9 protein-coding genes are annotated in these 12,291 nt (G+C 60.0%); 6 read left to right on the forward strand and 3 right to left on the reverse strand.

The genetic code is table 11. The annotated features are described in order from the left end of the window. Positions 1 to 16: 16 nt before the first annotated feature. The 4 genes from ACSFE6_RS14880 to ACSFE6_RS14895 all read left to right on the forward strand — a co-directional run bounded on the left by ACSFE6_RS14880 (position 17) and on the right by ACSFE6_RS14895 (position 3,030). Positions 17 to 850, forward strand: coding sequence for an alpha/beta fold hydrolase (locus ACSFE6_RS14880; protein WP_435428316.1), 834 nt, complete (start codon positions 17 to 19; stop codon positions 848 to 850). A 48-nt stretch (positions 851 to 898) separates the two neighbouring features. Continuing rightward, entirely contained in the window at positions 899 to 1,351 is a 453-nt protein-coding gene (locus tag ACSFE6_RS14885) for an acyl-CoA thioesterase (RefSeq protein ID WP_435428317.1), read from the forward strand. Positions 1,352 to 1,506: 155 nt separating this feature from the next. Then, positions 1,507 to 2,466 carry a tRNA dihydrouridine synthase gene (locus ACSFE6_RS14890; protein ID WP_435428318.1) on the forward strand — a complete coding sequence of 320 codons (960 nt, stop codon included), beginning with the start codon at positions 1,507 to 1,509 and terminating at the stop codon, positions 2,464 to 2,466. Positions 2,467 to 2,583: 117 nt separating this feature from the next. After that, positions 2,584 to 3,030 carry an Hsp20 family protein gene (locus ACSFE6_RS14895; RefSeq protein ID WP_435428319.1) on the forward strand — a complete coding sequence of 149 codons (447 nt, stop codon included), beginning with the start codon at positions 2,584 to 2,586 and terminating at the stop codon, positions 3,028 to 3,030. Between the two features lie 51 nt (positions 3,031 to 3,081). Here ACSFE6_RS14895 and ACSFE6_RS14900 read toward each other — a convergent pair whose 3' ends face one another. From ACSFE6_RS14900 to ACSFE6_RS14910, 3 genes are all read right to left on the reverse strand, one after another. After that, positions 3,082 to 5,358 carry a nitric-oxide reductase large subunit gene (locus tag ACSFE6_RS14900; RefSeq protein WP_435428320.1) on the reverse strand — a complete coding sequence of 759 codons (2,277 nt, stop codon included), beginning with the start codon at positions 5,356 to 5,358 and terminating at the stop codon, positions 3,082 to 3,084. 361 nt (positions 5,359 to 5,719) lie between these two features. Further along, positions 5,720 to 8,998, reverse strand: a complete 3,279-nt coding sequence (locus ACSFE6_RS14905; RefSeq protein ID WP_435428321.1) for a PAS domain S-box protein — start codon at positions 8,996 to 8,998, stop codon at positions 5,720 to 5,722. A 66-nt stretch (positions 8,999 to 9,064) separates the two neighbouring features. Beyond that, a complete protein-coding gene (locus ACSFE6_RS14910) occupies positions 9,065 to 9,955 on the reverse strand; it encodes a LysR family transcriptional regulator (protein ID WP_435428322.1) in 891 nt (296 codons plus the stop codon). A gap of 148 nt (positions 9,956 to 10,103) precedes the next feature. Here ACSFE6_RS14910 and leuC point away from each other — a divergent pair, with 148 nt between their 5' ends. After that, complete coding sequence (gene leuC / locus ACSFE6_RS14915) at positions 10,104 to 11,522, forward strand: 3-isopropylmalate dehydratase large subunit (RefSeq protein ID WP_435428323.1); 1,419 nt, start codon at positions 10,104 to 10,106, stop codon at positions 11,520 to 11,522. A gap of 10 nt (positions 11,523 to 11,532) precedes the next feature. Continuing rightward, positions 11,533 to 12,177, forward strand: coding sequence for a 3-isopropylmalate dehydratase small subunit (leuD, locus tag ACSFE6_RS14920; RefSeq protein WP_435428324.1), 645 nt, complete (start codon positions 11,533 to 11,535; stop codon positions 12,175 to 12,177). The last annotated feature ends 114 nt before the right edge of the window (positions 12,178 to 12,291 follow it).

Below are 12,291 nucleotides of genomic sequence, written 5' to 3' on the forward strand. Positions count from 1 at the left end.
GCCTTGGGAGTGAGCGATGAGCACGTTGAAGTGGGTTCGTGGCGTTAATGGCACCTTGGGTTGGTTTGCTCCGAAACTGGTCGCAAGCAAAATGCGACTGGCGTTCATGACGCCGCGGGATTTTCCGCCGCGGGATTGGGAATTGCCGCTGCTGGCCAAATCCGAACGAATCACTTTGCGTTTCGGTCTCTCGGCATTGCGTTGGGGGCAGGGGCCGACGGTGTTGTTGATGCACGGCTGGGAAGGTCGGCCGACACAATTTGCCAGTCTCATCACTGCACTGGTCGATGCCGGTTACAGCGTCATCGCCCTCGACGGCCCGGCACACGGTCGCTCTCCGGGAACCGAGGCGAATGTGGTGTTGTTCGCTCGCGCCATGCTTGAGGCCGCCGCCGAGTTGCCGCCGTTGCAAGCGGTCATTGGTCACTCCATGGGTGGCGCCAGCGCAATGCTGGCCGTGCAGCTTGGCCTGCGTACAGAAACCCTGGTGAGTATCGCCGCCCCGGCGCGGATTCTGGGAGTGCTGCGCGGCTTCGCCCGCTATATGCGGTTACCTCCGAAAGCCCGTTCTGCCTTTATCCGCCAGGTCGAGAGGGACGTTGGCATGCGTGCCGCCGCGCTGGATGTGGCGCACTATCAACTCGACATGCCCGGCCTGATTGTTCATGCGGAAGACGACAATTTCGTCCCGGTCAAGGAATCCCAACTGATCCATGAAGCCTGGTTCGACAGCCGGCTGTTACGTCTGGAAGAGGGCGGCCATCAACGGGTGCTTGCCGACCCTCGGGTGATTGATGGCGTCCTATCACTGCTGGCCGGCCGCAGTCTGCAATCGCGCCAATCGGCCTGAGCTTCCGTTACACTGCCCCGGTCGAAATCATCTGACCGGGAGTGGGGCATGGGCTGGGATCGGGCAACGCCATTTATCATCGATCTGCAAGTAGGCGCTGAGGACATTGACGGTCTGGGTCACGCTAATAACGCGGTGTACGTGACCTGGCTCGAGCGCTGCGCATGGCGCCACTCTCAGCGCCTTGGCCTGGATCTGGTCGAGTATCGCCGACTGGACCGGGCAATGGCGGTGGTGCGGCACGAGATCGATTACCTGGCAGCCGCCTATGAAGGCGACGAGCTGCAATTGGCGACCTGGATCGTCGATTGGGACCAGCGCCTGAAAATGACCCGTCACTTCCAGTTGAAGCGCCCCAGCGATAATTCGACGTTGCTGCGAGCGCAAACGACCTTCGTCTGCATTGAGCTGTCCACGGGCAAGCCCAAGCGCATGCCGGCGGAGTTCATAGAGGGTTATGGCCCGGCGTTGTTACACCATCTGGAAACAACAAAAATCTAAATGTGGGAGCGAGCCTGCTCGCGAAAGCGGTCTTTCAGATCCATCGATTTTGGATGTGCGGTCGTCTTCGCGAGCAGGCTCGCTCCCACAAGGAATCTGCGATTTCTTGCGTAATCCAGTAAACTGCCGCACGTTTTTCGTCGAGTGTGTTTTTCATGCAAATTGCTTTGGCGCCCATGGAGGGGTTGGTCGACAACATCTTGCGCGACGTACTGACCCGTGTGGGCGGTATCGATTGGTGCGTGACCGAATTCATTCGGATCAACGATCAACTGCTGACACCTGCCTATTTCCACAAATTCGGCCCTGAGCTGCTGACCGGTGCCCGCACCGCGTCCGGCGTGCCACTGCGCGTGCAATTACTCGGATCGGATCCGGTGTGCCTGGCGGAAAACGCTGCGCTGGCCTGCGAGTTGGGTTCCGAGGTGATCGACCTGAACTTCGGCTGCCCGGCCAAGACGGTGAACAAGTCCCGGGGGGGCGCGGTGTTGCTCAAGGAGCCCGAGCTGCTGAACCGGATCGTCGAGCATGTCCGTCGCGCCGTTCCGGCGCACATTCCGGTGACGGCCAAGATGCGCCTGGGCTTTGACAGCCCGGACGGTTCATTGGTGTGTGCCACGGCCCTGGCCGAGGGCGGCGCGGAGCATATCGTGGTCCACGCGCGGACCAAAATCGACGGTTACAAGCCGCCGGCGCATTGGGAGTGGATTCCCCGGGTGCAGGACGTGGTCAAGGTGCCGGTGTTTGCCAACGGCGATATCTGGGACGTCGACGATTGGCGCCGTTGCCGCGAGATCAGCGGCGTGGAAGACATCATGCTCGGTCGCGGTCTGGTTTCGCGCCCGGACCTGGCCCGGCAGATTGCCGCAGCACGGGCGGGCGAGGAGGTCGTCGAGATGACCTGGGCCGAGCTGTTACCCCTGGTCCAGGACTTCTGGCTGCAAGCCGTGGCACAGATGACACCGCGACAAGCGCCGGGCCGCTTGAAGCAGTGGCTGGCGATGCTGACCCGCAATTATCCCGAGGCGGTGGAACTGTTCACTGTCCTGCGTCGCGAGACTGAACTGGATCAGGTGTCGCGATTGCTGGGATTACAGGTGGCCGAGGCGGCTTAAAAAATCTGAAAAAATCTCTTGAAATGTAATCAGCGGTCCCTATCTAAGGATTACGCGATGCCGAATTCGGGTCGCGGAGACAAAAACCTTGCTGATTTTTTTCAGGAGATTTGAACCATGACTACTGCATTTTCCCTGGCGCCTCTGTTCCGTTCCTCGGTAGGTTTCGACCGTTTCAACGACCTGTTCGAAACCGCCCTGCGCAACGAGCCTGGTAGCACTTATCCTCCTTACAACGTCGAAAAACACGGTGACGATGAATACCGCATCGTCGTGGCGGCAGCCGGTTTCCAGGAGGAAGACCTGGAGTTGCAAGTCGAGAAGGGTGTGCTGACCATCAGTGGCGGCAAACGTGATGCCAGCGAAGGCGTGACCTTCCTGCATCAAGGCATCGCACAGCGAGCCTTCAAACTGTCCTTCCGTCTGGCGGACCATATCGAAATCAAGGCCGCGGATCTGCGCAACGGTCTGTTGAGCATCGACCTGCTGCGAGTGATTCCGGAAGAGGCGAAAGCCAAGCGCATCCCGATCAACGGGACGCAAAAACCGGCTCTGCAACACTAAGCCAGAGCCAAAAAGAAGGGCGCCATTGGCGCCCTTTTTCATGCCCGTGTTTTAACGCTGACCGGTTACCGTCCTCGTTTGCGCAGCGTGCGAATGGCGGGACGAAAACAGCAGGCCGCCTGCAATTTGCCAGATCACCGCGAACGCGCCGACCAGAAACACGATGTCGCCGAAGGTGCGGACCCAGCGCAGGGTTTGCAGCAGGTCTTGCTGCATGAACGCCTCGCTGCGGGCATACCACAGGCCTTGGCTGGCACTGGCATGGAACTGCAGGATGCCGATGGGCAACAGACTGGTGACGATCATCAGCATCAGGCCGCCATTGAGCCACCAGAAGCCAGTGTTCATCAGGCGATCATTGAACTGCAGATTCGGTCGCAGATAACGCAGGATCAGCAGACTGAAACCCAGGGCCAGTGATCCGTAAACCCCGAACAAGGCAGCGTGGGCGTGCAATGGCGTAGTGTTCAGGCCCTGAATGTAATACAGCGCAATCGGCGGGTTGATCAGGAAACCAAACACCCCGGCACCGAGCATGTTCCAGAACGCGGTGGCGATGAAGAACTGTAGCGGCCAGCGAAGTTGTGACATCCACGCTGCGCGGTCCTTGAGGCGCCAGTTTTCCCAGGCTTCGTAGCCCAGCAGGATCAGGGGAACCACTTCCAGGGCGCTGAACGTTGCACCCACCGCCATCACGGGCGTGGTGGTGCCGGCAAAGTAGATGTGGTGGAAGGTGCCTGGTACGCCGCCGAGCATGAACAGCGAGGCCGAACCGAGGGTGGCGGTGGTGGCCAGGCGCTTGGAGACCAGTCCCATGCTGGTGAAGATGAACGCCAGTGCCGTGGTGGCGAAGACTTCGAAGAACCCTTCGACCCACAGGTGCACGACCCACCAGCGCCAGTACTCCATGATCGACAGGTTGGTGCGTTCGCCATAGAACAGGCCGGCGCCGTAGAACAGTCCGATGGCGATCACCGAGCAAGCCAGCAGCGCCAGCAGGTTTTTATCGCCGGGCTGACGCAGGGCAGGCAGCATCGCGCGCAACATCAGCACCAGCCAGAATACGATCCCGGCAAACTTGGCGATTTGCCACAGACGGCCCAGGTCAACGTATTCGTAACCCTGATGGCCAAGCCAGAAACTCCATTGCTGCGGCATCAGTTGGGCGATGGCGAGGAAGTTGCCCGTGTACGAGCCGACGACCACCAACACCAGGGCCCAGAACAGCACATCGACACCCAGTTTCTGCCATTTCGGGTCTTTGCCGCCGTTGATGAACGGTGCCAGAAACAACCCAGCCGCGAGGAAGCCGGTGGCGATCCAGAACATGGCACTCTGCAAATGCCAGGTTCGGGTCAGCGAATAGGGGAACCACTTCGATAGCGGCAGGCCATAGAAATCCTGGCCTTCGACCGTGTAGTGCGCGGTCACGCCGCCCATCAGCACTTGAAAGCCAAACAGCGCACCGACCAGTAGCAGGTATTTGCCTAAAGCCTTTTGCGAGGGCGTGAGTTTGATCAGGCTCAGCGGGTCCTTGGCCGGAACCTTGGGTTCGCCTTCTTCGTGATTGCGCAGGAACGCCCAGCCCCAGACCAGAAAACCGATACCCGCCAGCAGCACGACAATGCTGACAATCGACCAGACCACGTTTTCGGCGGTGGGGTTGTTGTCGATCAAGGGTTCATGGGGCCAATTGTTGGTAAAGGTCGCCGTCTGGCCATCACGTTGGGTGGCGGCCGCCCAGGCGGTCCAGAAGAAAAAGTACGTCAACTGCTGACGCCGCGCGGTGTCGGGCAGGGTGTTCTCTTTCATCGCGAAGCTTTCACGACTTCCATGCAGCGCAGCGTCGTTACCGAACAAGGCATGGTAATACGCAGCGGTTTTTTCGATGGCCTCGATACGCCGTTCGCTGAGCACCAGCGTGCCATTCACCAGGCGATTGCCGCGGTACTCGCGTTTGAGTTGGTGGCGCAGCAAGGCCTGCTGATCAGCTTCGAGATCCCCATAGGCCTTGGCGTAGTTCTGCTGCGCCGCCAGGTCCAGCCAGGCGAGCAGTTCGCGATGCAGCCAGTCGGCGGTCCAGTCCGGTGCCTGATAGGCACCATGGCCCCAGATCGAGCCCAGTTGCATGCCGCCGACACTCTGCCAGGCGGTTTGGCCGTCGAGGATGTCGGAGGCGCGGAACAGGGTTTTGCCTTCGACGGTTTGCACCTGTTCGGGTATCGGTGGCGCCTGTCGGTAAATCTCGTGGCCGAACCATCCGAGCAGGCAGAAGGTTACGCCGAGGACGCCAATCAGCGACCACCATAATTTGCGGTATTCACCCATGGAATCACCTCAATGATCAAAAAAAAGCGCCCGCATAACGGGTATGCGGGCGCAGAAAACCCGGCCCTGTGATCGGGAAGAGTGGCCGGGGTGTTGCACGGGAGAATGATCGGCAGCTGCGATCATTCATCGGTGGGGCGGGACGTTTGTCCGCTGGCCGATTGCGTGGGATCCAATTTACGATTTGGCCGGGATGGCGTCACTTGTACAGAGGGTCAGGAATGTCATACACAGGTATGAATAGCCACCTTCTGTGGGAGCGAGCTTGCTCGCGATGGTCGTCAACGATAACGCGGGAAACTTGATACCCCGAAGTGTTCTCAGGTTTTTCGCGAACAAGTTCGCTCCTACAGGGGCGGTGTCATTTCAGCAGTTTCTGGAATTCCTCGACCGGCAACGGCTGGCTGTGCAGATACCCCTGATAGAAGTGGCAACCCAGCCCTTGCAGGAATTCCAGTTGCTCGGGCGTCTCCACGCCTTCGGCAATCACTTTCAATTCCAGGCTGCGGGCCATGGCGACGATGGCGCGGATGATCTCGGCATCGTTGGGGTCAGTGGTGGCGTCGCGAATGAATGACTGGTCGATTTTCAATGTGTCGACCGGCAGGCGCTTGAGGTAGGTCAGTGAGGAGTAACCGGTACCGAAATCGTCCATGGCAAAGCTCACGCCGAGTTTTTTCAGGCGGCGCATTTTATTGATGGTGTCTTCCAAATTCTGGATGACAATGCCTTCAGTGATTTCCAGCTTCAGCATCGAGCAGGGCAGACCGTAGTGGGCGAGGCTCTCTTCGATGTGTTCGACGAAGTCATTCTGGCGAAATTGCCTCGGGCTGATGTTCACGCACAGGCTGAAATCCTGCGGGTCCACCAAGCCGTTGGCAATCAGTTGCCTGAAGGCCTGGCAGGCTTCGTCGACGATCCAGGTGCCAACCTCCAGGATCAAGCCGCTGTCCTCTAGCACCTTGATGAATTCCGTGGGCGATTGGGCGCCGAGTTCCGGATGGTTCCAGCGCACCAGTGCTTCGGCGCCGACGATGCGATTATCCCGGGCATCGAGCTGAGGCTGGTAGTGCACGCGAAATTCACCCCGGGAGAGTGCCAGGCGCAGATCGGTTTCCATGCGCAGGCGCTCGCTCGCGGCCTTCTGCATGGTGTTGTGATACATCTGCGCGGTGTTGCGCCCCGAATCCTTGGCGCGGTAAAGCGCGATGTCGGCACGTTTGAGCAGGTCGGTGGGCGTGGAGCCATGATCGGGAATCAGCGCAATGCCGATGCTCGGTGTCACTTGCAGGCGCTGGCCGTCGAGGAACATTGGTTCGGACAGCAATTCGCGCAGGGTGTCGGCCAGCTCCTGTATTTGAAGGGTGACGTCGTTACGCGAACCTTCGAGACCGCTGAGCAGAACCACGAATTCGTCGCCGCCCAGACGCGCAACGGTGTCTTCCATGCGCACGCTGGCCTCCAGGCGCGCGGTGATGATCTTCAGCACGGTATCGCCCACCGGATGGCCGAGCGAGTCGTTGATGTGCTTGAAGTGGTCGAGGTCGAGAAACATCAGGGCGCCACGCAGGTTGTGGCGTTTGAGCAGGGCGATCTGTTGGCTCAGGCGATCCATCAGCAATGCGCGGTTGGGCAGGTTGGTCAGCGGGTCGTGATAGGCCAGGTGACGGATCTGCGCTTCGGCGTTTTTCAGCAGGCTGACGTCCCGGGCGGTCAGCAGCAGGCACGCGGTTTCGTTGAGAGTGATCGGCTCCACCGAGACTTCGACCGTCAGCAACTCGCCGCGCTTGTTGCGCCCGAGCATTTCCAGGTGATGCACCCGGCCCTTGATCTGCAGTTCGGCCAGCAACGCCGAGCGTTGCTTCTCTTCGGCCCAGATGCCGACCTGATACACCGTGCGACCGATCACTTCATCGGCGCGATAACCGGTCAAGCGACAGAAACCATCGTTGACCTCCAGATAGCGCCCGGTGTCGCGCTCGGTGATGGTGATGGCGTCCGGGCTGGAGTGAAACGCCTTGGCGAACTTCTCTTCGCTGGCCTTGAGTGCCGCTTCCGAGCGTTGCTGCTGGGTAATGTCACGCAGCGTGGTGACGATGCACGGCTGATCGCCGACGCTGATCTGGCGGCTGGAAATCACGCAGGTCAGTGATTCTCCGTCCTTGTGCTGGACAAGGATCGCCACGTTGTTCAGCGCTTGTTCGCGAATCACCTGTTCGATGCGTTGCAGGCTCTTTGCAGAGGCGTCCCACAGGCCGATTTCGTCGGCGCTGCGCCCGATCACATCGGCGGTGGTCCAACCGAAGGTCTGGGTGAAGCTGGAGTTGATCTCGATGAACTGCCCGGTGTCCTGGTGGGTGACGCAGATCGGATCCGGACTGACCTGGAACAGCGTGGCGAATTTCTCTTCGGAAGCCACCAGCTGTTGTTCGCGTTCGACCTGATCGGTGATATCGAGCAGGGTGCCGGCCATGCGCAACGGCGCGCCGCTTTCATCGCGATAGAGGCGGGCACGGCTTTCCAGGAAGCGCGAGCTGCCATCCGGCAACTGCACGCGGTAAGTCAGTTGATAGTTGCCGGCCGGGCCTTCGCGCAGGCTGCGATAGGCATCGCGCATGTTGGCGCGCTCTTCGCCGGGCACGCCGTCGAAAAAATCTTCGAAGGACTCGTGGAAAGGCTTGGCTTCCAGCCCGTGCAATTGTGCGGCCCGGGCCGAGCCATAGAGCATGCCGCTGGGGATGTGCCAGTCCCAGGTACCCAGTTGCGCCGAGTCCAGCGCCAGATCGAGGCGTTCTTGGCTGTCTTTCAGTGCTTGCTCGGCGGCTTTGCGATCGGTGGTGTCGAGGAAGGTGCTCAGCAGATAGGGTTGGCCTTCGAGTTCGACCTTTTGCGCGCTGAGGATGCCGTCATGGATCTGTCCGTTGCTGGCGCGAAACTGCACCTCCATGCTCGTGAGTTCGCCTTTGGCCTTGGTGGCCTTGACCAGTTCGGCCCGCTGTTCGGGGTGTACCCACAGGCCCAGTTCCACGGTGGTGCGGCCGATGGCATCCTGCACCGGCCAGCCGAACAGGCTTTCGAAGTACTGGTTGGCTTCGGTGATCAGACCGTCTTCCTGGCGGGTCAGCAGGACCATGTTCGGGCACAGGTGAAACAGGGTGGCGAAGCGTTTTTCGGAACTGCTCAATGCCTGTTCGCGCTGGCGCTGGTGGGTGATTTCACGGATCACACCGATCATCCTTGGTCGACCATGCTTGTCGGGCAGCAGGCTGCCGTTGATTTCCAGCCAATGCAGGCTGCCGTCAGGCCAGCGAATGCGGTGGTGCATGGCTTGCTCAAGTGGAGCACCGGCGATCACTGCATGGAAGGCGCGAACGGTTTTTGCCCGGTCCTCCGGCGGCAACAGGTCGAGGTATTCCAGATCGGCGGGCAAGGGTTGCCGCGGATCGAAGCCGAACAACGCCTGGGTCCCCCGCGACCAACTGATCTGCCCGCGCTCGATATCCCAATACCAGGCGCCCAGACGTGCACCGTTCAGGGCGGCCAGCAATTGCGGGGCGCTTTCCCAGCTTTGCTCGGAACGCCTGGGATCAAGCGCCTGAATACGCGGCATCGGCGGAATACGGTCAACAGATTTCGGCATTGGCAAGCCTTGGGCTGAATAGGGCATTTGGCACAGGAATTCGCGGCTCTATAGGCGTAGCACAGGTTAGCCTTGAGTCCCTGGCAGATCGATCTGAGCATCCAGCAAGGCCATGAAGGCCCGTGCTGCATTCGATAGCGTCCTTTCTGTGTGCAGGATATAGCCTAGCTGGCGAGACAGTTGTATGCCCGGCAAAGGTATTCGCGCAACCTGATCATCCAGCATGGTGCGTGGCAGGACGCTCCAGGCCAGGCCGATCGACACCATCATCTTGATGGTTTCCAAGTAGTTGGTGCTCATGGCGATGTTCGGCGTCAGGCCCTGGGCTTCGAACAGTCGCTGGACGATATGGTGGGTAAAGGTGTTGCCACCGGGAAACACCGCCGGATGGCGGGCGATGTCTGCGAGGCTGACCTTGCCGTTGTCGAGCAGTGAATGCTCCGGGGCGACCACGAAGTCCAGTGGGTCGTCCCACACCGGCGTGGCCTTGACCAGTGCATGGGGCTCCGGCGCCAGGGTGATGACTGCCAATTCCGCCCGGCCGTGGAGGATTTCCTCGTAGGCCACTTCCGAGTCCAGGAACTGAATATCCAGCGCGACCTCAGGGTAGCGGCGGGTGAACTCCCTTAATAAAGGCGGCAAACGGTGCAGGCCAATGTGGTGACTGGTAGCCAGGGTCAGACGACCGGTCACTTCGCCCGTGAGGTTGGTCAGGGCGCGGCGCGTATCATCGAGGACATTCAGGATCTGGTAGGCACGGGGTAGCAGGGCACGGCCGGCCTCGGTAAGGCCGACTTCACGGCCCAGGCGATCGAACAGCCGGACCTTCAATTGCTGCTCCAGCCCGGCGATGCGCTTGCTGATCGCCGGTTGGGTCAGATGCAGCCGTTCACCGGCACCGGAGAAGCTTCCTGTCTCGGCAATGGCAATAAAGGCGTTGAGATTGGCCAGGTCCATGGGTGCATTCCAGTTGGTTATCCAAAGCATAAAAAATATGAATTTGAGTTATTTAATCTAACCCCATAGCATCAGCCTCACAAGCCAAAGGGTTATTGAATTACTCGAAACCCAGGGCATAGAAACAAGCTGATGAGGAAACCGTCTGATGGCCGGCAAAACGCTCTACGACAAGCTCTGGGACTCGCATTTGGTCAAGCAGCGCGACGATGGCTCTGCGCTGATCTATATCGATCGTCACATCATCCATGAAGTGACCTCGCCGCAAGCCTTCGAAGGCCTGCGTCTGGCCGGGCGCAAGCCTTGGCGGATCGATGCCAACATCGCGACCCCGGACCACAACGTACCGACGACCCCTGAACGCAAGGGCGGCATTGAAGCCATTGCCGACCAGGTCTCGCGTTTGCAGGTCCAGACCCTCGACGATAACTGCGACGAATACGGCATCGTCGAATTCAAGATGAATGACGTCCGCCAAGGCATCGTTCACGTCATCGGCCCGGAGCAGGGTGCCACCTTGCCGGGCATGACCGTGGTCTGCGGCGACTCCCATACCTCGACCCACGGCGCGTTCGGCGCCCTGGCCCACGGTATCGGCACTTCCGAGGTCGAGCACGTGCTCGCCACCCAGTGCCTGGTCGCCAAGAAAATGAAGAATATGCTGGTGCGCGTCGAAGGCAAATTGCCGTTCGGCGTCACGGCCAAGGACATCGTCCTCGCCGTGATCGGCAAGATCGGCACTGCTGGCGGTAACGGCCACGCCATCGAATTCGCTGGCAGCGCAATTCGCGACCTGTCCGTCGAGGGCCGTATGACCATCTGCAACATGTCCATCGAGGCCGGCGCTCGCGTAGGTCTGGTGGCCGCGGACGAAAAAACCGTGGCTTACGTGAAGGGACGTCCGTTCGCCCCGAAAGGCGCCGAATGGGATATGGCCGTCGAAGCCTGGAAAGACCTGGTGTCCGACGCCGATGCGGTGTTCGACACCGTCGTCGAGCTTGACGCGACCCAGATCAAGCCGCAAGTCAGCTGGGGCACCTCGCCGGAGATGGTATTGGCTGTGGACCAGAACGTGCCGGACCCGGCCAAGGAAATGGACCTGGTCAAGCGCGGTTCCATCGAACGCGCCCTGAAGTACATGGGTTTGACCGCCAATCAGGCGATCACTGACATTCAGCTGGACCGCGTGTTCATCGGTTCCTGCACCAACTCGCGGATCGAAGACCTGCGCGCGGCGGCAGAGATCGCCAAGGGTCGCAAAGTGGCGTCGACCATCAAGCAGGCCATCGTGGTGCCGGGCTCGGGCCTGGTGAAGGCACAGGCCGAATCGGAAGGTCTGGACAAGATTTTCCTCGAAGCCGGTTTCGAATGGCGCGAGCCGGGTTGCTCGATGTGCCTGGCGATGAACCCGGACCGTTTGGAGTCGGGCGAGCATTGCGCCTCGACCTCCAACCGTAACTTCGAAGGCCGTCAGGGTGCCGGTGGTCGTACCCACCTGGTCAGCCCGGCCATGGCCGCGGCCGCCGCTGTGAACGGTCGTTTCGTCGACGTCCGTGAATTGATCTAAGGAGCGCAGCATGAAAGCTTTTACCCAGCACACTGGACTTGTCGCGCCTCTGGATCGTGCCAACGTCGACACCGACCAGATCATCCCGAAGCAATTCTTGAAGTCGATCAAGCGCACCGGTTTCGGTCCGAACCTGTTCGATGAGTGGCGTTACCTGGACGTGGGTCAGCCGTATCAGGACAACTCCAAGCGCCCGCTGAACAAGGACTTTGTGCTCAATGCCGAGCGTTATCAAGGCGCCAGCGTGTTGCTGGCCCGTGAGAACTTCGGTTGCGGCTCCAGCCGCGAACACGCGCCATGGGCACTGGAAGAATACGGTTTCCGCAGCATCATCGCGCCGAGCTACGCCGACATCTTCTTCAACAACAGCTTCAAGAACGGTTTGCTGCCGATCATCTTGAAGGATGAAGAAGTCGATGAGCTGTTCAAGCAGGTCGAGGCCGAACCGGGCTATCAATTGCAGATCGATCTGCAGGCCCAGACCGTGACCCGTCCGGACGGCAAGGTATACAGCTTCGAAATCGATGACTTCCGCAAGCACTGCCTGCTCAACGGGCTGGACGATATCGGCCTGACCTTGCAGGACGGCGATGCGATCGCGGCGTTCGAAGCCAAGCATCGTGCGAGCCAGCCTTGGCTGTTTCGCGACGCTTGATTTTGCGTAAGGCGTGATGACGCCTTCGCGAGCAGGCTCGCTCCCCCAACGGAAAGAAGCTTCCAAGGGGGGGGGGGAAGGGCCGGAAAAGAGGACGGCGAAAAAAAACAAAAA

Origin of the sequence: Pseudomonas baetica (genome assembly GCF_051216495.1) — a bacterium.
Lineage (GTDB): Bacteria > Pseudomonadota > Gammaproteobacteria > Pseudomonadales > Pseudomonadaceae > Aquipseudomonas > Aquipseudomonas baetica_B.